The following is a 24,942-nucleotide window of genomic DNA, read 5'->3' as shown; positions in this document are numbered from 1 at the left end:
AAAAATTCGTTATGCATGCATAGTATAAATTTGTAATTTTATCTCAAAATTTGAAAAATGTACAAGAAGAGTTTTGAAATAAGATGGAGTGATATCGATGCAAACAGGCATTTGGCTAACACTGCCTATATAAATTTTATGAGCCACACCCGAATGAGTTTTCTAATGGAAAACGGCTTCGGACAAAAAGAAATGGCGCAGCACAACCTGGGGCCGGTGGTGTTTTATGAACATATCTCATACTTCAAAGAAGTTTTTGCAGGTAAGCCGGTAACCGTTACTTTACAATTAAAAGGCCTTTCTGAAGACGGAATGTATTTTGAATTCATCCATGATTTTTATGATCACAAGGGTAGGAACTTTGCGAGCTGTGAAATGATGGGCGGCTGGATAGATCTAAAAGAGCGCAAATTAACAGGTCTCCCAAAAGAACTGTTTGACAATATTAACCACCTATCCCACACCGAAGATTTCAAGATCCTAACCCGTGAAGACACCAGGAGGTATGGCAAGAAGCCAAAAGATATAGATCCGGCTATGCTGCAGGCTTAGGTTTAGGCTTTCGGGTTACCATATAAACCCCTGCAAAGACTAGAAGTGCCGCCACTATTTTGAGCATATTCAGAGAATCGGCCCCGGTCGAAACTGCGTAAACAATCGCAATAAGGGGCTGTAAGTACACAAAAGCGCTTATGGTGGAGGCGCTTAGCTGTCTAAGTGCATATACGTTGAGCAGGTAGGTGAGAAAAGTGGTTCCTACAACAACAAAGCTCATCCCAAAAATAGCTTCGGTAGGTAGGCTGCTCCATTCCACCTGTGTGAATTCCTTCAGGGTGAACGGCAAATTGATAATAATCGCCATTGTAAAAAGCCATTTCATTAGGGTGACCGGGTGATACTTGCTGGTAAGCGGCTTTACCAGGATGAGGTAAAGTCCGTAAGAAGTGGCATTAATAAGCACCAGGAAGTTTCCCAGCGGAATGTTACTGGCGTTCCTTACTTCGCTACTGCTAAAAAGTATGAGGCCAAGCGCCCCGGCAAGCCCTGTTATTATTCCTACCGTTTTTAGCAGGGTAATCTTTTCTTTGATAAGAATGGCAGCCAGCACCAGCACGATAATTGGTGTGATGGTGGTGATCACCGAGCTGTTGATTGGGGTAGTGAGGTTAAGGCCTTTGAAGAAGAACAGCATGTTAATACACATTCCCAGCACGGCACAACCAAGCAGTCGCGGCCAGTCACTGGTGGCGATTTTCTCTTTGGGTCCCAACGGGCTAATGAGCCAGAAAAGAATAGCAGCTCCCGTTACCCGCAGCAGGATAAAACCAAATGGCTGGATGTAAACAGGCATCAAACCTTTTGCTACCGTGTGGTTAATACCATAGATAGTGCCGGCACCAATGGCTGCGAGAATAGCCAGCAGCCTGCTATTCACTTAGCGCAGCTTTTGCGGCAGAGACTTCCTTTTTGGAATTGCCAATAAAGATCTTTTGATTGTTTATAATCACAGGTCGCTTTAGAAAAGTATAATGCTCCAAAAGGAGATTTTTATAATCTTCTTCCGAGAGTTGTTTATTCTTTAAATCCCGCTCCTGGTACATTTTTGCCCGTTTATTAAGAAGATATTCATAAGTGCCCGCTCTGTGTTTTAATTCCTGAAGCTGGTCTAAAGTAAGAGGTACTTTTTTAACGTCCTGCAGTTCATAATCAGCAGGTGGGTCAAGTTCTTTTAGAATCCTTTTGCAGGTATCGCAGGTAGACAGGTAATAGATTTTCTTCATGGGGTAAAATTATTCAATCTTCATGAAAGGCCGAACTTCGTGCAGCGGAATTTCCATTACGATATCCCCGGCTGCATAAGGAGCAATCTCATAAGAGTTGTATATAAGGATCACTTTTTCTTCGGAAAAGCCAATATTTTCGGGTAGGCTGAAGGTTTCATTTTCAAACCAGAACCCTGTGCTGTTGATGTTTTCATCTTCAGGAATTCCCTGTTCCTGCCGAAATATTTGCTCTACAAATGGAGAAAAATCCTCTTCAAAAATGTCATTTTTGGATAACTTTTTTCCGGTGGCAGGATCAATATTAAGAAAGGTAAGTGTTTTATAGCCGTGGGCGCCACCGCTAAAGATCTCGGTGGTTATACCAATAGAGATCAGGCTGTCTGATTGCATATACACCTTTTGATCTACGTATGCTTCCCATGGTGGTTCTTCCGAAAAATTTTCGGCAGCCTCGCGATAGTCTTTCAGGAATTTTTCAGCCAGTTCCTCGAGATTTGAGATATCAGGATTTTCCTGGGTAGCAACCAGCCCAATGGTGTGTTCATCAAGCCTGCGGTTTATTTTTTCTGAAACTTCCGAAGCCCCCTTGGCCCTCACCACGTCCAGCGCAATGATAGAACAATCATAATCGGCCGTATCACAGTGTTCTCCGGCCTTTCTAACCAGGCTCTCCTTTTGAAAGCTTAAAGGGGCTAAATTTCTTACTGGTTTTTCTTCTTCTTTGTCTTGTTTACACCCTGTAAAGACCAGTGCCAGGCATACCAGGGCCAATAAATTGCGGAACATAAATTCTTGATGTTAAACTGATCTGAAAGGTACGGGCTATTTTGGGAAAGCCCAAGGTCAATGCTACCTTTGTATCTTAAATAAAATGTAAAAATGAAGTTCAATACCAAAACCATTCATGGAGGCCAGGAGAACACAGACCCTGCTTATGGATCTGTAATGCCGCCCATTTACCAGACAAGCACTTACAGGCAGGATACTCCGGGAGGCCACAAAGGTTTTGAGTATTCCCGAAGCGGAAATCCTACCCGCGCTGCCCTCGAGAGATCTCTTGCCAGTCTTGAAAATGGCAATTTTGGCCTTGCTTTTGGCTCGGGTCTAGCCGCAATAGATGCCGTGCTAAAGCTGTTTGGTCCCGGTGATGAGATTATTTCTACCAATGATCTCTATGGAGGTTCTTACCGGCTTTTTACCGGAATTTTTGAAAAGTTAGGTATTAAATTCCGGTTTGTGAGCATGCAAAATTCCGCAGAGATTGAGCAGTATATTAATCTAAATACCAAAATGATTTGGGTGGAAACTCCAACCAACCCAATGATGAATATCATCGACATTGAAGCCATGGCCGGTATTTCCAAAAAACACGGACTGTTACTGGCGGTAGACAATACATTCGCAACCCCATATTTGCAGCAGCCGCTGGATTTGGGAGCCGATATTGTAATGCACAGTGCTACAAAATATTTGGGCGGGCATAGCGATGTGATCATGGGGAGCCTGGTAGTGAAAGATCAGGAACTTGCCCAAAAATTATATTTTATCCAGAATGCCAGCGGGGCGGTGTGTGGGCCGCAGGACAGTTTCCTGGTGCTGCGCGGCATCAAAACCCTGCACCTGCGTATGCAGCGGCATTGTGAGAACGGGGAAGCTGTAGCAAGGTTTCTGAAGGCACATCCAAATGTGGAAAATGTGTACTGGCCGGGATTTCAAGATCATCCTAATCACGAAATTGCAAAAAGGCAAATGAGCGGTTTCGGCGGAATGGTTTCTTTTACCACTGCTGAAGGAACTATGGAAAGCGCTGTGAAATTTGTAGAAAAACTGAAGGTTTTTACGCTGGCCGAATCCCTTGGCGGCGTGGAGTCTCTTGCGGGTCACCCTGCCACCATGACCCATGCCTCTATTCCGAAGAAAGAGCGGGAAAAGACCGGGGTAGTAGATTCCATGATTCGACTGAGTGTAGGGATTGAAGATGAAGAAGATCTCATCAACGACCTTCAACAGGCTTTAGAATAAGCTTTCAAAAATGTCATTTTTGAAAGCTATTTCGAAATTTTAATTTTCATTATTAGTCACAGTTTTTGTTAAACATTTTTGTTTATTTCGATTGTTTCGTTTATTTCGATTAAATTTATGTGTAATCAATTTCGTGAAGCAATGGAAGAATTAAAAAATATCAAGAGACCATCAAAGGAAGAACAAACTACGGCATTTGAATCTTATAATGCGCTGGAAGCTGTATTGAAAGAAATCAGAGATAAATCTCCTAAAATTGAGATAGAAGAAACCAAAGATAAAATAAGAATTCCTCTTAAGGCTTTAAAACTATTAGCCAAAATTTTAAAAGCCATGGGTGAGGGAAAACCCATTTCTGTAGTGCCTGTCGCTGCTGAAATGACGACTCAGGCAGCAGCAGAATTTTTAAATTGTTCCAGACCTCATTTTGTAAAACTTTTAGAGAAAGGGGAAATTCCATTCACAAAAATTGGCAAACATCGAAGAGTAAAATTTGAAGATGTATCTAATTATAAAGATCGAATGAAGAAAGAGCAGGAAGATTTAATTATTCAAATGATGAAATCAGACGAAGAATCTGGTCTATATGATTCATAGTGTTAGGTTTATTTGTGTTTTAGACACCAATGTGATTTATCCTCTACTAATTAGGGACCTAATGTTTTGGTTTGCTTATTATGAATTGTTTACTCCAAAATGGAGTCAACATATTTTTGATGAATGGATTAATGTAATGGGAAGAAAAGGCATTTCAGAAGAAGAAATAACCAAACGAATTAATATAGCTAATAGAGCATTTCCTGACGCAATGGTTGATAATTATGAGCAACTAATAACAAGCTTAGAATTACCCGATGAGAAAGACAGACACGTTTTAGCTGCAGCTATAAAGACTAATGCTAATATAATTGTAACTGAAAACCTGAAGGATTTTCCTGAAGATTACCTGGCATCTTTTGGTTTAAGTGCTAAATCTAGTGATGAGTTTTTAACTGATATAATTGACCTAAATCCAGAAAAAGCAGTTGAAGCATTTAAAAAGCTTGTTCTGAATAGAACAAATCCTGATTTAGATGAATTTGAAATTCTTGATCGATTAAGAAATTTGGGCTTAAATAGTACAGCAAACTATTTACACTCCTGTCTATAATAATTGCTTCTAACTCTCAATAAATCTCCCGCCTACCGTCTACAGTCTACCGCCTAATTAAAAATTCAGGTAATAAATATACCCGAAGTTTAACCAGAACATCATGTCGTTAAACTTGTTTTGGGGGTTGTCGTGATCAAGTCCATCCAGCCAGTCGGTGTCGTAATACCGCCACTGCATATTCATCACCAAATCGCTGGAGACTGCCAGCCTGTAACGGAATCCTGCGCCCAGGGTCACGCCCCAGGTAGAGCCTTCTTCCTGGCTTACGTAACCTTTAAAGGTAGGGAAAATATTTTCGTCAAGTGGCCCCAGGGTTGAATAAGTATTAGGATCATAACCCACAAAGTTGAAACCAAGGCTTACATAAGGGGCAATGGGATAGGCAAAAGCTGTATAATCTCTTATGCTTAGTGGGTAGTATTCAAGATGGGCGCCCATTTCATAAACCTTTACTTCTCCAATCATTGAACGCAGCTGTTCACCACCGGTACTTGCTTTTTGAGAAAGAGGCCCATAGTGATTAAGCTCCCCCTGGTGATAATCAATTTCGGCCCTAACTCTAAAATGATCGTTAAAATAACTGTAGCGGGCATAACAATTACAATCGGCCCTATATGCGAAGTTGAGATAGTAAACCAGGCCTACTCCAAAACCTACGTTAGATGAATTTGTTTCAAAATTCCAGCGCAAACCGTAATCGGTGAAATAGGCTACCGGTCCCGCTACTATACCTATTTCCTGGCCTACCATTCCCACCTGTGCGGTAGCAGTTCCTTTTCCGAAGAAAAAAAGGAACAAACCCAGCATTAAAGATTTGAGAATGTTGGCCATATAGAAAATTACGATACGAGCAAATATATAAAAACATCTTAAGGAAAATTGGAATTATGGGGCTTTCAGAAAATGATTAATTATAAAAGGAATAACAAAAATTTCAAGGCTAAAATTTGCAGATAATGTATATTTGCATCGAATCGTATAAAACGTTTTCGTTAATATAATTTTAGCCAAAACCATGGAACAAAATGTAAAAGAATTTCTAGATAGCGTTTCAAAAAGGAATAGTAATGAACCCGAGTTTTTACAGGCGGTTCATGAAGTTGCTGAAACTGTTATCCCATTCATTGAAAAAAATAAAAAGTATCAAAATAAAAAATTACTGGAACGTATGGTCGAACCAGAGCGCGTGATCATGTTTCGTGTGCCCTGGATAGATGATAACGGCGAAGTACAGGTGAATCGTGGTTTCAGGATCCAGATGAACTCTGCCATTGGGCCTTACAAAGGTGGTCTTCGTTTTCACCCTTCCGTAAACCTTTCTATTTTGAAATTCCTCGCTTTTGAGCAGGTGTTTAAAAACAGCCTTACTACCCTGCCTATGGGCGGTGGTAAAGGAGGATCAGACTTTGATCCCAAAGGAAAGTCAGATAATGAGGTGATGAAGTTCTGCCAGAGCTTTATGACCGAATTGCAACGTCATATTGGTGCAAATACAGATGTGCCTGCAGGAGACATTGGAGTAGGTGGGCGTGAAGTAGGATATTTGTACGGACAGTACAAAAGACTTCGCAATGAATTTACGGGAGTGCTTACCGGAAAAGGCCTTTCTTACGGCGGATCTTTAATTCGTCCCGAAGCTACAGGTTATGGGAACGTATACTTTGCCGAAAATATGCTGAAGACCAAAGAAGACTCCATTAAAGGTAAAACTATAGTGGTTTCAGGTTCCGGAAACGTGGCACAGTATGCTGCTGAAAAAGCTACCCAGCTGGGTGGGAAAGTAGTAACTATGTCCGATTCTTCAGGGTATATTTACGATAAAACCGGAATTGACGCCGGGAAACTTGCTTTCATCATGGACCTTAAGAACGTGAAAAGAGGCAGGATCAAAGAATATCTCAACGAATATCCGGATGCCGAATACTTTGAAGGAGAAACTCCGTGGAATGTGAAGTGTGATATTGCGCTGCCATGTGCAACACAAAACGAGCTGCAGGAAGATGATGCACGCGCTCTTGTGAACAATGGCTGTATCCTTGTAGGTGAGGGTGCCAACATGCCTTGTACTCCCGAAGCTATTGCCGTGTTCCAGGACTCTAAGATCCTTTTCTCTCCTGGGAAAGCTTCAAATGCCGGTGGGGTTGCAACATCTGGACTTGAGATGTCTCAAAACTCCCTGAGGTTCAACTGGACTTCAGAAGAAGTAGATTCAAAACTTAAGCAAATCATGAACGATATTCATGCCCAGTGTGTGAAATATGGTACAGATGAAGACGGTTACGTTGACTACGTAAAAGGAGCCAACATCGCCGGATTCGTAAAAGTAGCCGACGCCATGCTAGCGCAGGGGGTTGTATAAACTTTTGCTGAAATAAATTCTGAAAAGGCCGCTTTTGCGGCTTTTTCTTTTTTTAGCTTACATTTATTGCTTCTGAAGAACAACTGCTAAAAATGCCATTTTTGACAGGTAAGCTGAAGTAATTATTACCTCTTAAAAATGCCATTTTTGAAACCTGTTTTCTCCTGAAAGACCAGTAATACATGTTGATCACAACCAAAGGAATTGTTTTTAGCGCCTTAAAGTACGGGGAAGCCGATCTTATTGTGAAATGTTTCACCCTGCAAAGCGGTTTAAAGACTTACCTGCTACGCGGAGTGCTAAAGTCTAAAAAGGGCAAATTCAAAGCCTCACTTTTTCAGCCGCTCACCCAGCTTGAAATTGTGGCCAATCACAAAGACAAGGGTACGATGGAGTACATGAAGGAAGCTAAACTTGGTAAAGTTTATCAAAGCCTGCATACCAATGTGGTTAAAGCCAGTGTGGTAATGTTCCTTTCTGAAGTGCTCAAAAATGCCATTAAGGAGGAGGAAGCTAACCCGGCCCTTTACAATTTTCTCGAGACCAGCCTTGAATGGTTTGACACCCATAGCAGTACGGTAAATTTTCATTTGCTTTTTCTGCTGAAGCTTAGCCGTTACCTTGGGTTCTACCCCGATGATTATCAACAGGATGCGCCGGTTTTTAATCTTGTGGATGGTACTTTTCAGGATGTGGAGACTAATCCAGATTGCATAAATGATGAAAACGTGGTACTTCTACAGCGCCTGTTAGGCACAGACTTTGATGCGCTTTCTGCCATTAAACTTAACCAAACCACCCGTTCGGGATTTCTTTTAATGCTTTTGAAATATTATGAAATTCACCTTCAGGGTTTTCACAAGCCAAAGTCTCTTGCGGTAATGAATGAAATCTATAATTCATGATGAGACTTTACTCTGGTTTAGCCCTGTTTTTCCTGCTTTTTTCTGTTTGTTCAGCTCAGGAAATTACGGTGCTTGATAAAGAAACAGGAGAGCCTGTTTTCAATGTTGCAGTTTTTAATAAGGATAAGTCGAAAAACCTTCTTACTGGTTTTAACGGGGAGGCCAATATTTCAGGTTTTTCTTCTAATGAAGTCATCTTCTTCAGGCATGTTTCGCATTCAGATTTTCATGCGACCAAACGGCAAATCCTTCAGAAGAAAGGAAAAGTATATTTGGCATCTACTAAAAATGAACTTTCAGAAGTAGTGCTTTCGGTCTCAAAATTTGAGCAGAACCGAAACATGGTCCCCCAAAAGGTCATCACCATTAACCGGAAAGATATACTTACCGCGGCACCTCAAACTTCAGCCGATCTACTGGAGAGTACCGGGCAGGTATATGTTCAAAAGAGTCAGTTAGGTGGTGGGAGCCCCATGATTAGGGGATTTGCAACCAATAGGTTGTTGATCACTGTAGATGGGGTTCGTATGAATACTGCCATTTTTAGGGGTGGTAATGTGCAGAACGTGATCTCTATAGATCCTCTTTCGGTTGAAAGGACCGAAGTTGTTCCCGGCCCCGGATCTTTAGTTTTTGGGAGCGACGCTATTGGTGGCGTGATCAATTTTCTCACCCTTTCTCCTGCTTTTTCGGTGGCAAAAGGAGGAAATCTTTCCGGCCGCGCTTACAGCCGGTATGCTACTGCCAATAATGAGAAAACCGGGCATCTCAATTTGTCTTACGGTCTAAAGGAATGGGCATTCTTAAGCAGTGCTTCTTATTCAGATTTTGGAAATATGCGCATGGGAAGCCACGGGCCCGAAGAATATTTGCGTCCCAACTATGTGGTGAGGCGAAACGGGCAGGATGTGATGGTAGAAAATGACAATCCGCAGGTGCAAAAACCTACGGGATATGAGCAGCTCAATCTACTTCAGAAAATAAGATTCAAACCCAATGAAGAATACAATTTTTCCCTCGGAATGATCTATTCAACTACTACCGATTATCCGCGTTACGACCGGCTTTACCGTAAAAAGAATGGAGTTTTAAGAGCTGCCGAATGGTATTATGGCCCACAGGAATGGCTGCAAACTAATTTTCAGCTTAATAAAGTCGGGAATGGAAAAATTTATAATGAAGCAAAATTGACTGCAGCATACCAAAATTTTGAAGAGAGCCGTAATGACCGTGCTTTTGGAGATGACATCTTTTATCATACGCAGGAAGAAGTCGATGCTTATTCTCTTAACCTTGATTTTGAAAAGAACTTCCACCTTACCACACTTTCTTACGGAGCAGAATATGTGTACAACAAAGTAGGGTCTAAAGGGAGTGAAAAGAACATCATCACCGGAGAGTGGTCTGCCGGCACTTCGAGGTATCCCGATGATGCCACCTGGCAATCTTTGGCTGCCTATGGTAATTTGCAGTGGGAAATTGATCCTTCCCTTACGTTGCAAACCGGGGCCAGATATAATTACATTCTTTTAGACGCTGTTTTTGATGAGGATATTTACGATTTTCCATTTTCAGATGCCAATTTACGAACTGGCGCTTTAACGGGAAGTGCCGGATTAAACTGGCAGCAAAATGACATTTTTGGATGGCAATTCAACCTTTCTACCGGCTTTAGATCGCCTAATATAGATGATGTAGGGAAGATCTTCGATTCGGCTCCGGGCCTTGTGGTAGTGCCCAATCCCGATCTTGAGCCCGAAAAAGCCTATAACGCAGAGCTGGGGCTTGCGTTGAACTTTGATAATGTGGTAAAGTTCGATCTTGCCGGCTACTACACACTTTTGGAGGATGCTTTGGTGCGGCGGGATTTTGACCTCAATGGTGAAACTACAATTGAATACCACGGCGAGCCCAGTAGGGTGCAGGCTATTCAGAATGCGGCTCGTGCGCATGTGTATGGATTCGAGGCCGGGGCAAAAATCAGGTTTAGCGAACAACTGAAGTTAAAGGCGCAATTAAGTATTACTGAAGGAGAGGAAGAGCAGGATGATGGTACAACAGCACCTTTGCGGCATGCAGCACCTCTTTTTGGAAATGCACACCTGGTTTGGGAGAAAGACAGGCTTAGGTTTGACCTTTTTAGCGAGTACAATGGAGAGATTAGTGCCGATGAGCTGGCGCCTTCAGAAAGGGACAAAGACTACCTGTATGCCATAGATGAAAACGGGGATCCTTATTCTCCTGAATGGTATACACTTAACTTTAGTTCTCAATACCAGGCAGGGAAAATGTGGCTGGTCACTGCCAGCCTTGAAAACATTACCGATCAACGCTACCGCACGTACTCATCGGGAGTGGCGGCTGCCGGCAGGAACCTGATCCTCGCCCTGCAGTACTCCTTCTAGTATAAGCTTCAGATTTTAAATAATTTAGAACTGACAAAAATCAGCTCGTCTTCAGGTTTTCCTATTTTAAACCACTCGATTTACTAAAAATCATTATTTTCGCGCAACTATTTTGAAAGAACAAGATGATGAGCGCAAAGTTCCCTGAATATAAAGGACTTGACCTGCCAAAAGTGGCCGAAGAAATTCTGCAATTCTGGAAGGAAAATGACATTTTTGAGAAGAGTATAACTTCAAGAGATGGAGAAGAGCCGTTTATCTTTTTTGAAGGGCCACCTTCAGCAAACGGTCTACCCGGAATTCACCATGTCATGGCGCGTGCCATTAAAGATATTTTTTGCAGGTTCAAAACCCAAAAAGGTTACCAGGTAAAGCGAAAAGCCGGTTGGGATACCCACGGCCTGCCTATAGAACTTGGTGTTGAGAAGGAGCTGGGCATCACCAAAGAAGATATTGGGAAGAAGATAAGTGTAGAGGAATATAACGAGGCGTGTAAAAATGCCGTGATGCGTTATACCGATGTGTGGAACGACCTTACTGAAAAAATGGGGTACTGGGTAGATATGGATGATCCATATATTACCTACAAGTCCAAATACATGGAGACCGTTTGGTGGCTGCTTTCCCAGATCTATAAAAAAGGCCTTATTTACAAGGGCTATACCATACAACCCTATTCCCCAAAAGCGGGAACAGGCCTTAGTTCACACGAGCTCAACCAACCCGGTACTTATCAGGATGTGACCGATACCACGGTTACTGCTATGTTTAAGGCGAAGAAGGAAACGCTTCCCGATTTTCTTTCAGAAATTGAAGGGGAAGTATTTTTTATTGCCTGGACCACCACTCCTTGGACGCTCCCATCTAACACTGCCCTCACAGTTGGCCCCAGGATAGAATATGTGACGGTTAAAACTTATAACCAGTACACTTTTGAACCTATTACAGTTATAGTTGCAAAAGACCTGGCCGAAAAGCAGTTCGATAAGAAGTTCCAAAAAGTGGATTCTGAAGAGGCTTTGCAGGCTTACAAAGAAGGGGATAAGAAAATCCCATTTTTGACAGGTAAGTCTTTCACCGGTAAGGAAATTTCAGAAAGCAGGTATGAGCAGTTGATGCCTTATGCGCAGCCGTATGAACATCCCGAAAATGCTTTCCGGATTATTCTTGGGGATTTTGTTACCACCGAAGACGGTACCGGAATTGTTCACACTGCCCCAACTTTTGGTGCCGATGATGCTATGGTTGCAAAGCAGGCAAACCCTGAGGTGCCGCCAATGCTCGTAAAAGACGAGAATGACAATCTTGTTCCGCTGGTAGATCTACAGGGAAAATTCAGGCCCGAGTTAAAGGAGTTTGGAGGAAAATACGTCAAGAACGAATATTACAATGATGGTGAGGCCCCCGAAAAGTCGGTGGATGTAGAGATCGCCATCAAATTAAAAGAAGAGAACAGGGCTTTTAAAGTTGAGAAATATCTTCACAGTTATCCTAACTGCTGGAGAACCGATAAGCCTATTTTATATTATCCGCTTGATTCCTGGTTCATCAAGATCACAGAGGTCAAAGACCGGATGCATGAACTGAACAAAGAAATAAACTGGAAGCCAAAATCTACCGGCGAAGGCCGTTTTGGAAACTGGCTTGCCAACGCTAATGATTGGAACCTTTCAAGATCCAGATATTGGGGGATCCCGCTACCTATCTGGAGGACTGAAGACGGGAAAGAAGAAAAGATCATAGGATCTATTGAAGAGCTGAAGCAGGAAATGAGCAGGGCCGTAGAGGCCGGGTTTATGGAAGCCGATCTTTTTGAAAGCTTCCAGCCTGGAGATTTTAGCGATGACAACTATGACAAAGTCGACCTGCATAAAAATGTGGTTGATGGGATTGTACTGGTATCAGGTTCAGGAAAACCAATGAAGCGCGAAGCCGATCTTATCGACGTGTGGTTCGATTCAGGTTCTATGCCTTATTCGCAGTGGCATTATCCTTTTGAAAATGCCGAAAAAGTTGAAAAAACCTGGCGTAAAGCCGATTTTATAGCTGAAGGTGTTGACCAGACCAGGGGCTGGTTCTATACGCTGCACGCTATAGCGACCATGACCTTTGATGATGTGGCTTATAAAAATGTGGTTTCTAACGGACTTGTACTCGATAAGAACGGGCAAAAAATGTCCAAGCGTCTTGGTAATGCCGTAGATCCTTTTGAAACCCTTGCTGCCTTTGGGCCCGATGCCACCCGTTGGTACATGATCTCTAATGCCAACCCATGGGACAACTTAAAATTTGATATTGAAGGAATTTCAGAAGTAAGGCGTAAATTCTTCGGAACCCTCTACAATACGTACTCTTTCTTTAGTTTGTACGCAAATATTGATAATTTCACTTATTCCGAAGCCGATGTGCCATTGGAGGAAAGACCAGAAATAGACCGCTGGATACTTTCAGAATTGCACACGCTCGTTGAGAATGTTGATAAATTCTATGCCGATTATGAGCCTACACGGGCTACAAGGGCAATTTCAGAATTTGTACAGGAGAATTTGAGTAACTGGTATGTGAGATTGTGCCGAAGAAGATTCTGGAAAGGTGAATATGGTACCGATAAAATCTCAGCTTACCAAACGCTTTACACCTGCCTTGAGACCGTAGCCAAGCTGGGAGCTCCCGTGGCGCCTTTCTTTATGGACAGGTTGTACAAAGATCTTGAAAAAGCCACTCAGAAGGAGAGTTTTGAGTCGGTACATTTAGCGAATTTCCCCGAGGTAGATCACAGTTATGTGAATAAGGAGCTGGAGCGTCAAATGCAAAAAGCGCAAACCATCTCTTCGCTTGTACTTTCGCTTCGGAAAAAAGAGATGATCAAAGTGCGCCAGCCTTTGCAGCGAGTAATGATCCCTATTCTGGATGAGCAGCAAAGAAAGGAAATTGCGGCAGTGGCTGAGCTCATCAAATCTGAAGTGAATGTGAAGGAGCTTGAGCTTATTGATGATGCTTCGGGCATTTTGGTAAAGCAAATCAAGCCTAATTTTAAAGTTCTGGGCCCCCGTTTTGGAAAAGACATGAAGCAGGTGGCGGCTAAGATCAATAGTTTTTCCGCAGAAGACATCAAAAAAATTGAGCGCGACGGAAAAATTGAAGTTGATATTAACGGGAATTCGCTTACATTAGAAAGCGGAGATGTAGAAATAACCTCCCAGGATATTGAGGGCTGGTTAGTAGCCAACTCTGGAAATATTACTGTTGCTTTAGATATCACCATTTCTGATGAACTCAAGAAAGAGGGGATTGCTAGAGAGCTGGTGAACCGCATTCAAAACATGCGTAAGGATTCTGGCTTTGAAGTGACAGATAAAATAGATGTGACCCTACAAAAGGACGGCACTGTCGAGGATGCTGTTCAACAAAATATTCAATATATTAAAACCGAAACCCTCACTGCAAATCTCGACTTAGCAGAAGAAGTGAACAACGGACTGGAAGTTTCTTTTGATGAAGTGACCACAAGGTTGTTAATTAAAAAACATTAAGAACTATGTCAACAGAAGTAAAAGAACGCTACAGCGATGCAGAGCTGGCGGAATTCAGGACATTGATCCTTGCCAAAATTGAGAAGGCAAAGGAGCAGCTGGAACTTTACAAGAGCGCCTACATGAACGACGGGAACAATGGTACAGATGACACCTCTCCCACGTTCAAGGCTTTTGAAGAAGGCAGTGAAACAATGAGTAAAGAGGCTAACTCGCAGCTGGCTATTCGCCAGGAAAAATTTATTCGTGACCTGAAGAATGCCCTTGTGCGCATTGAGAGCAAAACCTACGGAATTTGCAGAGTTACCGGGAAGTTAATTGCTAAAGAGCGATTAAAACTGGTTCCTCATGCTACCCTTAGTATTGAGGCAAAAAACATGCAGCGATAAACTGTGATGTTATCTCATGATAAAAAACGCTCCTGCCGTTAGGTTTGGAGCGTTTTTTGTTTTTTTCCCGCTATGAAATCATATCTCGTTATTTTCCTCTTCATATTATCTCTTTCGGCAAGTGCGCAGAAGGTGACGCAGGATGTTTTAGCTTCAGCTCACCTTGACAAAATCGTTTTGTCCAGTGACGAGATTTACAGGATCAATATTAAAGCAAGCACTAGAGAAGAGATCCAGATTAAGACCAAAACCGAAGGAGAATACTTCAACCAGATTAGTCTCGACACCAAACTTGAAGGCAATACTCTTCTTTTGAGCTCCCGCTACATGAAAATTTTGCAGAGTGGTTATGACAAATTGAGTGCCCATAAAGTTTTTTCTATGGAAGTTGACCTTGAAATACCTGAAGGTATGCTGCTGCAGATAAATTCTAACACAGCCAGTGTCTATCTTTCGGGCAGGTATAAGTCGGTATTTATTGAGCTGAAGAATGGCTCCTGTTACCTTAGCGACTTCAGCGGGGAAGCAGTGATCAATACTTATGACGGTAACATCCTGGGAACGGTGAGCAAGGTGAATGTGGAGGCGAAAACAAGGCATGGCACTGTGAATGTACCACAAGTTCCCGATGGAGTTCACAATATGGTATTAACCAGTATTAACGGGGATATAAAGCTTACTGAAACTAAATAATATTAGTATTTTTACTCCGCTTAAAAAACTTTCAATGTCCTTAAAACAAGCTTCTGCCCTTATAGTTGTGATCCTCTTAATTGATCAGGTTTCAAAATTCTATATTAAAACCCACTTTATGTTGGGAGATGAAATAAGGGTTTTTGACTGGTTCAGGATTCTTTTTGTGGAGAATAAAGGTATGGCGTGGGGCGCCCAGATTCCCGGCGAGTACGGGAAATTACTGCTTACCACCTTCCGGTTAATTGCGGTGCCCTTTATTGGCTACTGGTTATGGGATTCGGTGAGAAAAAATGGATCAAGGACGCTTATCACTGCCATAGCTTTGATCTTTGCAGGGGCCGTGGGTAATATTATAGATTCAGTTTTTTATGGAGTGATCTTCGAGCACAGCTACAATCAGGTAGCCGATTTTATGCCCGAAGCGGGAGGTTATGCTCCTATGTTGTACGGCCATGTTGTAGATATGCTGTATTTCCCTTTATGGTCTGGTTACCTGCCCGAGTGGCTTCCAATATGGGGAGGTGAGTATTTTACCTTTTTTGAGCCTGTATTCAACATCGCCGACTCTGCCATTACTGTAGGTTTTTTCCTATTGATCATCTTTAACAAGAAGGTTTTTCCGCAGGATAAAAAAGAGCAGGAACAGTCTAAAGAAACCGTTAATTAAGCGACGTCCTGATCAAAGATCTTCTCAAATTGTTTTAGCTCTATGGGCTTGATCAGGTAATCTGTAACCAGGTTAAAGGATTTAGCCCTTTGCAGGTCCCTGGGATCTATTGAAGAACTTACTACATACAGCGTTATCTTCTTATTGAAGTTATTCTTGATCTTTACAAATTCACTAAGAAATTCCCAGCCGTCCATCACCGGCATATTGAGATCTAGAAAAATGATATCGGGCAGCCTGTTTTCACTTATGTTCCCGAGAATAGCTTTAAAGTAATCAAGCGCTTCTTTGCCATTTTTGAAGATGATAAGGTTTTGGGAAAGCTTTTTGATCTCGATGATCTTCTTTACCAGGTTAACATAGATCCTGTCATCGTCAATGATACAGGCAAGTTCTATTGGATGATCCATAGAATTAGAGAGTAATTTTAAAAGTGGTGCCAATGTTCACTGTACTGGTCACAGAAATTTTTCCTCCCATGGTTTCCACCTGATTTTTGGTAATAAATAAGCCTATTCCGTTTGCTTCGGGATGCCGGTGGAAGGTTTTGTACATGCCAAACATTTTATCCCCGTGCTCATCAAGATCAATACCCATCCCGTTGTCGCTTATCTCAAGAATGTTTTCTCCATTCTCTTTGTAGGTCTGGATAAAGATCACTGGTTTTCTGCCTTCGAACCTGTACTTTATGGCATTGGTGATCAAATTTAGCAAAATACTTTCCAGATATTCCGAAATGTAATTTATTTCGTTCAACTGATTAAATTCGGCGATGATCTCCGCATTTTCTCTCTTGATAAGAGAATGTGCAGAGGCGATAACTACATCTAGAGCATCTTTAAATTTCACCACCCGGCGTTCTTTTTTAAGGTTGTTCTGTTTTGTAACTATTGTATTGAGCTCAACAATGGCTTTTTCGAGATTTTTTGAAATGTCATTTACATTGATAAGCAGGTCAAGCTTATCTTCAACAGATTTTGACTCTTCAAGAAGTTGGGAGATGAGGTTTAAATTACTGCTATGGCAGCGTAGCTGGTGAGATACAATATGTGCAAAATTGAATAATCTGGAATTTTGGGATGCTATAATATCCAGGGAATTTTGCAGGTTCAATTCGTTGGTCTTCTGCTCATCTATATCCTGGAAGACACCCCGAATCCCAATAATTTCCTGGTCGTTATTGTAAACCGGCTTGCCAGTGGCCCTCACCCAGAACTCCCTGTTGTGAAGGGTACGCATTTTTATCTCTACCTTGAAAGGGATCCCGTATTTTGAACATTTATGGAACATGTCTGTCACTTTTTCCCGGTGATCTTCGGCATAGAAACGCATTTTATCTTCGGGCTTTGGCTCATGATCTAAAGGGCAATCTAAAATCTTTTTCGTTACATTATCCCAGTACACAGCGCCCGAAGTCACATCGTAATACCAGCCACCCGTAGAGGTCATTTCAGCAGTTTCGTGATAGTAGAAGAAATTCTCTTCAATGGTGTATTCGTCTCTCTTTGCCTGGTGAATGTTCACAAACATGAGTATGGCTGTATCACCAAAAGCACCTTCTTTACCTTTTAAATTTCTGCATTCGAACCACCGGTATTTTCCGTTCTCCAGCTTGATGCGGACTTCAGCATTAAAGGGTTTAGAATGAGTGGTAAGATCTTCAAAATGCTCCCTGAAGTCATACCGGTAATCTTTGTGTAGAATGTTATTGAGAAAGTACTCAAAATGGTCACCTCCTGTATCTGGATCTCCTACCAGATGATTGAAGTGAGGAGACCAGGAAATCTTTTTCGAGAAGACATTGATTTTCCAATAAGCAACATCAAAGTCTTCTAAAATACTGTTTAACTGGAGATCGTTGAGCATTAAAATTCCAATAAGGGAGGTAATAAATGTAATTGAAAACCAGTAGGTTTACAAATTTTTGAAATTATATATTTTGCCGGGAGTGATGCAGTAGTCCAATGGAACGTCGTGTTCGTTAATTTCTTTAATCTCTTCTTCAGCCGGAAATAGCGATAATCCTACTTTTACTACTTCTTTTGTGCAAAGGGAAAGAAACCTGTCGTAGAATCCTTTTCCGTAGCCTATTCGGTTGCCTTTTTTATCAAAAACCAGTAGCGGAATAAAAACCACATCAATTTTTGTAGCCGGGATCTCAATGCCATCTACCGGCTCCGGAATTCCCCAGTCGTTAACTTTAATAACGGTGGAGTCTGTGAGCAGGTAATTGGTAAGAGAGCCACTTTTGAAATCGGATTTTGAGAGTACAATATTCTTATCCTTGCCCTGCAGGATGTGTAAAATGAGCTGTGTGTCAACTTCTTTTTTTTCTGAAATACTCAGAAACAGGTGGTAATAAGAAAAGTTCCAAATAGGAAGATCTAAAAGGCGATTGGCAATCTCCAGGCTGCCTTTTTCAATGTGTTCCGGGGTGAGGGAGTCTCTTAGTTCTTTGTACTCAAGCCGAAGCTGTTTCTTGTTCATAGGATTCTTTTGAAAGAGAAATATGGAAAATGGCATCCCCCTGGTAAACAATGGGCGATTCATTCACATTTATAATGTAACCTGTATTTGGAGCTTTTACTTTGTGCCTCAGCTTTCCGTAAGGGTCGGTAATAGTAGCAATATATTCACCTTTTTCCACGTGTTTGCCGCAGGGGATCTTTACATGTAGAAGGCCACTGTATTTTGCCCTCATCCAGCTGCTGTATTCTATAATAATTGTTTCCCCTGTAGGATCGGGCACATCAAATTTTGGCTTGAGCATTTCAAAATGATCAAGAATGCGCATCACCCCTTCTACCCCCTGTTTTGCAATGGTTTTGTTGCTGTCCTGTGATTTTCCTCCTTCAAAGAGCAGCACCGGTTTGCCCTGTTTTGCACAGGTTTCCCTGTATGATTTGGTAATGGTCTTGGAGATGATCGTAAAAGGTGCATTAAAGATCCTGGCATAGTGCATGGCCATTTCCTCTCCTTTTTTAATCCTGATTTGAGGAGCGTTAAACCGGCTTGCCCCGCCGGTATGAAAGTCCATACAAAAATCGGCTACCGGCAGTATCTTTTGTACAAACTGGTAAGCAAAACGGCTGGCCAAAGAGCCATTTTTGGAACCCGGGAAAACCCTGTTAAGGTCGCGCCCATCAGGGAATTCGCGTGCCATATTTAAAAATCCGAAGACATTTAGAATAGGAATACAAATCACGGTGCCCCTGGCAGGTTTGTTTATTTCTTTTACTATAAGCTGGCGCACCACCTCTACGCCATTGATCTCATCACCGTGAATCCCCGCGGTGATAAGTACCACCGGGCCGGATTTTTTTGACCTTTCAATAATAATTGGCACTTCTACATGGGTAGTGGTGTAGAGTTTGGCCATGTTAAAGTTAATCGTTGCACTTTTGCCGGGAGGTACTCTTTTCCCTAAGATCTCAAGAACATTGTTCTCATCTATAGATGCCATATACTAAACATTTCGCTCAATATAACGAATAATGGTTTTAGCTATATCTTTTCCAGTGGCTTCTTCTATGCCTTCTAGGCCCGGAGAAGAATTTACTTCAAGAATAAGCGGTCCGCGGGAGCTTTGTAGCATGTCTACACCGGCAACACCCAGTCCCATTGCTTTGGCTGCTTTAATGGCTGCGTTCTCTTCGTCGTCTGTAAGCTGAATGATGCTTGCAGTACCGCCACGGTGAAGATTAGAACGAAATTCCCCTTCTTTTCCCTGTCTCTTCATGGCTCCAACTACATGGCCATCCACAACAAATGCCCGTATATCGGCACCACCGGCTTCCTTGATAAACTCCTGTACAATTACCCTTGCCTGCAGCCCGTTAAAAGCTTCAATGACCGATTCGGCTGCGTTTTTGGTCTCAGCAAGAACAACTCCAAGGCCCTGGGTTCCTTCAAGCAATTTAATGATCAAAGGGGCACCTCCCACGTGGTCTATAACTTCCCCAACATCTTTAGAATAATTGGTGAACACGGTTTTAGGAAGTCCAAGCCTGGCGCGAGAGAGTACCTGCAGGCTTCTCAGTTTATCACGGCTCCTTACCAGAGATTGTGACTCGGTAGTAGAAAAAACGCCCATCATCTCAAATTGACGTACCACTGCAGTACCGTAAAAAGTAACCGAAGCCCCAATTCTCGGAATTACAGCATCGGCGTCTTCAATATGCCTGCCTTTGTAGTAAATACTCGGGTGTTTCTTTTCAATAATGAGGTCACACTTGAGAGGGTCAATGATCTCGACATCGTGATGCCTTTTTTTAGCTGCCTCTACAAGCCGTTGCGTGGAGTACAGGCTGCTGTTCCTGGAAAGGATCTTTATATTCATTCTTGTTTCTTCTTAAAAGAGAGATCGTAATACTCGGTATCTACGATATATTTTCTAGTTATAAATTTACGGCCCAAAAGTACGGGAAATCTCATCTCCTGCCGAGCCGAAAGGGACAGGGAAATTTTCCGGGTCTTTCCAAACAGGGTGATCGTGGTCTGGATTTGATAACGCTTTTGAACAATGCCATTACTGCTTTTCACAAAAACAATATCATAGTCTTTAAACCTGTAAGTGCGGCCATTGTACAGCGGGTGCTCTTCATCCAAAAATGTGCATTTTAGCACCCCTTTTTCTTCCACGATGTGATCGCAGTGGATGGATGAGGTGTAAGCTCCTGTATCTACCTTAACTGCTATGTCTTCGAGGTGTAGATCGGGAAAATCTGCCTTGTCAAAACGGCCAATGGTAATTTTTTCCATGAACGCAAGGTACTAAAAGCAGATTTTTAAAATCTTAACTATTTCTGAAAATATATTCTGCTGAAAATGAAGTGAATCCCCATCGGTTTTATACTTCGGAAGGTTCTTTAAAGCCCTTTTATGATTCCTGTTTCTTCCGAAGTAATCCTTCTTTTTGACATTTTTGACACCTGAAGCTTCAGAAGAAATTTTTAACACTATACACCCGAACCTATCCAAAAAGGCAAATTCTAATATTTTACCTTTGAAGCATGGAGGAAAATAAGCTGGAAGTACAATTAAAAACCCTCCCCGAAAATCCGGGGGTCTACCAGTACTTTGACAAAAACGGAAGGATCCTTTACGTGGGAAAAGCTAAAAACCTCAAAAAAAGGGTCACTTCATACTTTACCAAGAACAATGATAGCCATCGCATTCGCGTGATGGTGAAAAAAATCCATGAGATTAGGCATATTGTGGTTTCTTCGGAAACCGATGCGCTTCTCCTGGAAAATAACCTCATTAAGAAGCACCAGCCGCGCTTCAACGTAATGTTGAAAGACGATAAGACTTACCCGTGGATATGTATCAAAAATGAGAGGTTTCCGAGGGTTTTTGCTACCCGCCGCTTAGTTAAGGATGGCAGTGAATACTACGGCCCTTTTACCAGTTTTAAGACCATACACACGCTTATGGACTTGATTAAGGGCGTTTATCCTCTTCGCACCTGCAACTATGACCTTGCTGAAGATAAAATAAGGAACGGGAAGTATAAAGTGTGCCTGGAGTACCATCTTGGGAACTGCATGGGGCCTTGTGAAGCCTATGAAGCTGAAGCAGAGTACCAGAAAAAGATTGACGCCATACGCCAAATCGTCAAAGGAAATTTTAAGGACTCTTTACAGCAGTTCAGGCAGCAAATGAAAGACCACGCCGAAAAAATGGAATTTGAGGAGGCGCAAAAAATCAAGACCAAAATTGACATTTTAGAGAACTATCAGGCTAAATCTACAGTAGTAAATCCAAAGATCAACAATGTAGATGTGTTCTCGATTGTGAGCGATGAGGGGTATGGCTATGTGAATTTTTTACAATTGTCGCACGGGGCCATTATAAGGTCTCATACTATAGAAATGAAGAAAAAGCTCAGCGAGACAGACCAGGAACTACTAGAACTGGGTATCACCGAGATCAGGCAAAGGTTCAATTCTCTCACCCGTGAAATATATGTTCCTTTTAAGGTTGATGTGGGTGAAGAAATTAAGGTGACTGTGCCCGTATTGGGAGACAAAAAACAAATTGTAGATCTCTCTACAAGAAATGCAAAATACTTTAGGCAGGAGCGTTTCAAGCAAATGAAGATCGTAGATCCAGACCGGCATGTAAACCGTATTATGGCCCAGATGAAACAGGACCTCAGGCTAAACGAGGAGCCAAGGCATATTGAATGTTTTGACAACTCAAATATCCAGGGGAGTAATCCTGTGGCAGCCTGTGTGGTCTTTAAAGATGGGAAAGCCAGTAAAAAAGATTACCGCAAATTCAATATTAAAACTGTTGAGGGGCCTAACGATTTTGCTTCTATGGAAGAGGTAGTCTTCAGGCGGTACCGCAGACTCCTGGAAGAAGGGGAACCTTTGCCGCAGCTGGTGATAGTAGACGGTGGGAAGGGTCAGTTGTCTTCGGGAGTAAAAGCTTTGGAGACACTTGGGCTTAGAGGAAAGATCGCCATTATTGGAATAGCAAAAAGGCTGGAGGAAATTTTTTATCCGGGAGATTCTATTCCTTTATACCTCGATAAAAAATCGGAGACCCTTAAGATCATTCAGCAGTTGAGGAATGAAGCGCACAGGTTTGGTATTACCTTTCACAGGCAAAAGCGCAGCAGTGTTGCCCTTAATACCGAACTTGAAGAGATTCCGGGAATTGGAGAAAAAACCGTGGTTGAGTTGCTCAAGAATTTCAGGTCTGTAAAAAGAGTGAAAGAAGCGTCGATAGAAAGTTTATCTTCGGTCATTGGGAAATCCAAAGCCACGCTGATCTATCAATTTTACCATTCAGAAAATGACTAAAAAACTCTGCATATTTTTCCTTTTTTTGGGATTTCTGCCGGGAATTGCCCAGGAGCAGGAAGATCCAAAGGTAGGGTTGGTACTTAGTGGGGGCGGGGCCAAAGGCCTGGCCCATATTGGGGTGCTTAAGGTGCTCGAAGAAGCCGGGGTGCGCATTGATGTTATTGGCGGTACCAGCATGGGGGCTATTGTTGGGGCTCTTTATTCTGCAGGCTATTCGGCTCACCAGCTGGACAGTATTTTTCAAACCATCAACTTTAATATCCTGCTCCAGGACGAACTACCCCGCAGTGCCAAGACTTTTTACGAGAAAAGGGATTCAGAAAAATATGCACTTACGCTGCCCTTTGATAATTTTAATATTAGTTTCCCGTCTGCGCTTTCAAGGGGGCAAAATGTCTACAACCTCATGTCTAAGCTAACGCTGCATTTGGAGGAAAATCAGGATTTTGAGGCTTTGCCTATTCCTTTTTTCGCTGTTGCTGCCAACATTGAAACGGGGAAGGAAGTTTTGCTTGATGAGGGGCATCTCCCGCAGGCCATTTCGGCAAGTGCAGCCATCCCAAGCCTGTTCAGTCCCGTGATCATTGACGGACAATTGCTGGTAGACGGGGGAGTTGTAAATAATTATCCGGTAGAAGAGGTGAAGCGCAGGGGGGCAGATATCATTATTGGTGTCGACGTGCAGGACACCCTTATGAAAAGGGATGAACTCAGGTCGGTTTTTGATATCCTCACCCAGGTAAGTAACTTCAGGACCATCACCGATATGCGCGACAAAATTGAAAAGACAGATGTTTATATAGATCCTGACATCAAACCTTTCTCTGTAGTTTCTTTTGAAAAAGGCCGGGAGATCATTGATGAAGGCGAGGCCGCTGCGCGGGCAATGTTACCCAACCTGAAGGAGATCGCGGCCAGGCAGAAAGAAAAGCCGGCACCGCAGAATTACATTTCACCTGTAGAATCTTTGTACATCACCGGGGTACAGATAGAAGGGAACACATCTTATCCCAGGGCGTATATTATGGGGAAATTGAAAATTCAGTCGCCCGATACTATTACCTACAGAGATTTAAACCTTGGCATCAATAACCTTTCGGCCACCAGGAACTTTAACCGGATAAATTACCGGCTTGCCCCTTCAAACGGAGGTCATGCCCTTGTGCTGCAGCTCGAGGAAAATTCAAGTAAAACCCTTTTGAGAATGGGTGTGCATTATGACAACGTCTATCACAGCGGTGTACTCCTTAATATCACCCATAAAAGCTTTCTTGTGGCTAATGATGTAAGTTCCCTTGATGTGGTCCTGGGAGATAACTTTAGGTATAACTTCAACTACTATATTGATAAAGGCTACTATTGGAGCGTGGGGTTTAGATCAAGGTACAATAGCTTTAGCAAAGGAGTTTCGTTTGACCTCGCTAACGAGAATTCGGGGTTTGAAAGCGAAGGGATCAATAAACTGGAGATAGACTATGAAGATCTTACAAATCAGCTTTATTTAGAGACGCTTTTTCAGCAGGTATTTTCTTTTGGGGTAGGGCTGGAGCACAAACATCTTAGTGTAACTTCAGAAACGCTTAATACCTCAGGTCCTGCACAGCCGTCAAATGGAGAGTTTGATGACAGCTCTTATTATGCTCCTTTCGGATATTTGCTTTACGACAGCAGGGATTCTAAATATTTTCCCACACGCGGGGTTTATTTTGAAAGTGATTTTCACTGGCACCTCCTGTCGTCGAGAGATAATTTTTCACCATTTTCTGTCACAAAGGGAACTCTTGGAACTGCTTTTTCTCCTGTAGATCAGTTGGCGGTAAGAATTTCTTCGGAAGCGGGGTTCAGGATTGGTAGTCGTTCGAATAATATTTTTGACTTCTTTTTGGGCGGTTACGGCAATGACTTCATAAACAATTTTACCTCTTTTTACGGCTATGAATTTATAAACCTTTCGGGAGATAGTTTTACTAAAGGTTTGCTGGAGCTTGATTACAAATTTCTGGAAAACAGCCACCTTATTCTTAGCGCTAATTTTGCTAATGTTGAAAATGAACTTTTTGAAGGAGGGAAATGGATCAAGTGGCCGGAGTATTCGGGATATGCTATAGGATACGGCCTGGAGACCTTTTTAGGTCCTGTTGAGGTAAAATATTCTATTTCCCCCGAAAGGAAGGAAAGTCAGTGGTATTTTAGCCTGGGCTTCTGGTTTTAGAG

Annotated in this window: 23 protein-coding genes; 13 read left to right on the top strand and 10 right to left on the bottom strand. The window is 42.3% G+C overall.

Annotated elements, in window-relative coordinates:
• Positions 1 to 57: 57 nt before the first annotated feature.
• Positions 58 to 552: an acyl-CoA thioesterase gene (locus OQ279_RS02045; protein WP_266068097.1), complete on the top strand. Its 495-nt coding sequence runs from the start codon at positions 58 to 60 to the stop codon at positions 550 to 552.
• On the opposite strand, the gene OQ279_RS02040 is transcribed toward OQ279_RS02045, so the two are convergent.
• From OQ279_RS02040 to OQ279_RS02030, 3 genes are read right to left on the bottom strand one after another with little or no spacing between them, the layout of a single operon-like run.
• On the bottom strand, positions 536 to 1,435 hold the full coding sequence (locus tag OQ279_RS02040; protein ID WP_266068096.1) for a DMT family transporter: 900 nt from the start codon (positions 1,433 to 1,435) through the stop codon (positions 536 to 538). The two genes, OQ279_RS02045 and OQ279_RS02040, sit on opposite strands and share 17 nt — an antisense overlap.
• On the bottom strand, positions 1,428 to 1,781 hold the full coding sequence (locus OQ279_RS02035; protein WP_266068095.1) for an arsenate reductase family protein: 354 nt from the start codon (positions 1,779 to 1,781) through the stop codon (positions 1,428 to 1,430). Before OQ279_RS02035 ends, OQ279_RS02040 begins: the two co-directional genes overlap by 8 nt.
• Positions 1,782 to 1,790: 9 nt before the next feature.
• A complete protein-coding gene (locus OQ279_RS02030; RefSeq protein ID WP_266068094.1) occupies positions 1,791 to 2,570 on the bottom strand; it encodes a DUF3298 and DUF4163 domain-containing protein in 780 nt (259 codons plus the stop codon).
• Between the two features lie 93 nt (positions 2,571 to 2,663).
• Here OQ279_RS02030 and OQ279_RS02025 point away from each other — a divergent pair, with 93 nt between their 5' ends.
• The 3 genes from OQ279_RS02025 to OQ279_RS02015 all read left to right on the top strand — a co-directional run bounded on the left by OQ279_RS02025 (position 2,664) and on the right by OQ279_RS02015 (position 4,956).
• Positions 2,664 to 3,806 (top strand): cystathionine gamma-synthase, encoded by a 1,143-nt coding sequence (locus OQ279_RS02025; protein WP_266068093.1) that lies wholly within the window; start codon positions 2,664 to 2,666, stop codon positions 3,804 to 3,806.
• Between the two features lie 141 nt (positions 3,807 to 3,947).
• The gene (locus OQ279_RS02020; RefSeq protein ID WP_266068092.1) at positions 3,948 to 4,403 is read left to right on the top strand and encodes a helix-turn-helix domain-containing protein; all 456 of its coding nucleotides are present in this window, start codon (positions 3,948 to 3,950) and stop codon (positions 4,401 to 4,403) included.
• Complete coding sequence (locus tag OQ279_RS02015) at positions 4,393 to 4,956, top strand: PIN domain-containing protein (protein ID WP_266068091.1); 564 nt, start codon at positions 4,393 to 4,395, stop codon at positions 4,954 to 4,956. Before OQ279_RS02020 ends, OQ279_RS02015 begins: the two co-directional genes overlap by 11 nt.
• A 57-nt stretch (positions 4,957 to 5,013) precedes the next feature.
• Here OQ279_RS02015 and OQ279_RS02010 read toward each other — a convergent pair whose 3' ends face one another.
• Positions 5,014 to 5,790 carry a THC0290_0291 family protein gene (locus tag OQ279_RS02010; RefSeq protein WP_266068090.1) on the bottom strand — a complete coding sequence of 259 codons (777 nt, stop codon included), beginning with the start codon at positions 5,788 to 5,790 and terminating at the stop codon, positions 5,014 to 5,016.
• A gap of 184 nt (positions 5,791 to 5,974) precedes the next feature.
• On the opposite strand from OQ279_RS02010, the gene gdhA reads away from it, so the two are divergent.
• The 7 genes from gdhA to OQ279_RS01975 all read left to right on the top strand — a co-directional run bounded on the left by gdhA (position 5,975) and on the right by OQ279_RS01975 (position 15,913).
• Positions 5,975 to 7,318, top strand: coding sequence for an NADP-specific glutamate dehydrogenase (gene gdhA, locus OQ279_RS02005; RefSeq protein ID WP_266068089.1), 1,344 nt, complete (start codon positions 5,975 to 5,977; stop codon positions 7,316 to 7,318).
• A gap of 182 nt (positions 7,319 to 7,500) precedes the next feature.
• Entirely contained in the window at positions 7,501 to 8,223 is a 723-nt protein-coding gene (gene recO, locus OQ279_RS02000) for a DNA repair protein RecO (RefSeq protein WP_266068088.1), read from the top strand.
• The gene (locus tag OQ279_RS01995) at positions 8,220 to 10,628 is read left to right on the top strand and encodes a TonB-dependent receptor (RefSeq protein WP_306419730.1); all 2,409 of its coding nucleotides are present in this window, start codon (positions 8,220 to 8,222) and stop codon (positions 10,626 to 10,628) included. The genes recO and OQ279_RS01995 overlap by 4 nt, the downstream gene beginning before the upstream one ends.
• A gap of 128 nt (positions 10,629 to 10,756) precedes the next feature.
• Positions 10,757 to 14,161: an isoleucine--tRNA ligase gene (gene ileS, locus OQ279_RS01990; RefSeq protein ID WP_266068163.1), complete on the top strand. Its 3,405-nt coding sequence runs from the start codon at positions 10,757 to 10,759 to the stop codon at positions 14,159 to 14,161.
• 5 nt (positions 14,162 to 14,166) lie between these two features.
• Positions 14,167 to 14,550 (top strand): TraR/DksA family transcriptional regulator, encoded by a 384-nt coding sequence (locus OQ279_RS01985; RefSeq protein WP_097054928.1) that lies wholly within the window; start codon positions 14,167 to 14,169, stop codon positions 14,548 to 14,550.
• Between the two features lie 72 nt (positions 14,551 to 14,622).
• Positions 14,623 to 15,243, top strand: coding sequence for a DUF4097 family beta strand repeat-containing protein (locus tag OQ279_RS01980; RefSeq protein ID WP_266068087.1), 621 nt, complete (start codon positions 14,623 to 14,625; stop codon positions 15,241 to 15,243).
• 34 nt (positions 15,244 to 15,277) lie between these two features.
• Complete coding sequence (locus OQ279_RS01975) at positions 15,278 to 15,913, top strand: lipoprotein signal peptidase (protein WP_266068086.1); 636 nt, start codon at positions 15,278 to 15,280, stop codon at positions 15,911 to 15,913.
• Here OQ279_RS01975 and OQ279_RS01970 read toward each other — a convergent pair.
• Genes OQ279_RS01970 through OQ279_RS01945 form a run of 6 tightly spaced genes read right to left on the bottom strand, consistent with a single transcriptional unit; the run spans position 15,910 to position 20,674 of the window.
• Positions 15,910 to 16,323, bottom strand: coding sequence for a response regulator (locus tag OQ279_RS01970; RefSeq protein ID WP_266068085.1), 414 nt, complete (start codon positions 16,321 to 16,323; stop codon positions 15,910 to 15,912). The two genes, OQ279_RS01975 and OQ279_RS01970, sit on opposite strands and share 4 nt — an antisense overlap.
• Positions 16,324 to 16,327: 4 nt before the next feature.
• A complete protein-coding gene (locus OQ279_RS01965) occupies positions 16,328 to 17,779 on the bottom strand; it encodes a PAS domain-containing sensor histidine kinase (RefSeq protein WP_266068084.1) in 1,452 nt (483 codons plus the stop codon).
• Positions 17,780 to 17,827: 48 nt separating this feature from the next.
• A complete protein-coding gene (locus OQ279_RS01960; RefSeq protein WP_266068083.1) occupies positions 17,828 to 18,400 on the bottom strand; it encodes a 5-formyltetrahydrofolate cyclo-ligase in 573 nt (190 codons plus the stop codon).
• The gene (locus tag OQ279_RS01955) at positions 18,375 to 19,376 is read right to left on the bottom strand and encodes a succinylglutamate desuccinylase/aspartoacylase family protein (protein ID WP_266068082.1); all 1,002 of its coding nucleotides are present in this window, start codon (positions 19,374 to 19,376) and stop codon (positions 18,375 to 18,377) included. The genes OQ279_RS01960 and OQ279_RS01955 overlap by 26 nt, the downstream gene beginning before the upstream one ends.
• A 3-nt stretch (positions 19,377 to 19,379) precedes the next feature.
• Complete coding sequence (rimK, locus tag OQ279_RS01950) at positions 19,380 to 20,252, bottom strand: 30S ribosomal protein S6--L-glutamate ligase (protein ID WP_265162311.1); 873 nt, start codon at positions 20,250 to 20,252, stop codon at positions 19,380 to 19,382.
• Positions 20,249 to 20,674: an ATP-dependent zinc protease family protein gene (locus OQ279_RS01945; protein WP_266068081.1), complete on the bottom strand. Its 426-nt coding sequence runs from the start codon at positions 20,672 to 20,674 to the stop codon at positions 20,249 to 20,251. Before OQ279_RS01945 ends, rimK begins: the two co-directional genes overlap by 4 nt.
• A gap of 251 nt (positions 20,675 to 20,925) precedes the next feature.
• Between OQ279_RS01945 and uvrC the strand changes: the two genes are divergently transcribed.
• Both uvrC and OQ279_RS01935 read left to right on the top strand, forming a co-directional pair.
• On the top strand, positions 20,926 to 22,725 hold the full coding sequence (uvrC, locus tag OQ279_RS01940; protein WP_266068080.1) for an excinuclease ABC subunit UvrC: 1,800 nt from the start codon (positions 20,926 to 20,928) through the stop codon (positions 22,723 to 22,725).
• A complete protein-coding gene (locus tag OQ279_RS01935) occupies positions 22,718 to 24,940 on the top strand; it encodes a patatin-like phospholipase family protein (protein WP_266068079.1) in 2,223 nt (740 codons plus the stop codon). Before uvrC ends, OQ279_RS01935 begins: the two co-directional genes overlap by 8 nt.
• The last annotated feature ends 2 nt before the right edge of the window (positions 24,941 to 24,942 follow it).

It is taken from the genome of Salinimicrobium profundisediminis (assembly GCF_026241755.1).
In the GTDB taxonomy this organism is placed as follows: domain Bacteria; phylum Bacteroidota; class Bacteroidia; order Flavobacteriales; family Flavobacteriaceae; genus Salinimicrobium; species Salinimicrobium profundisediminis.
This window is presented reverse-complemented; position numbering and strand designations above follow the sequence as displayed.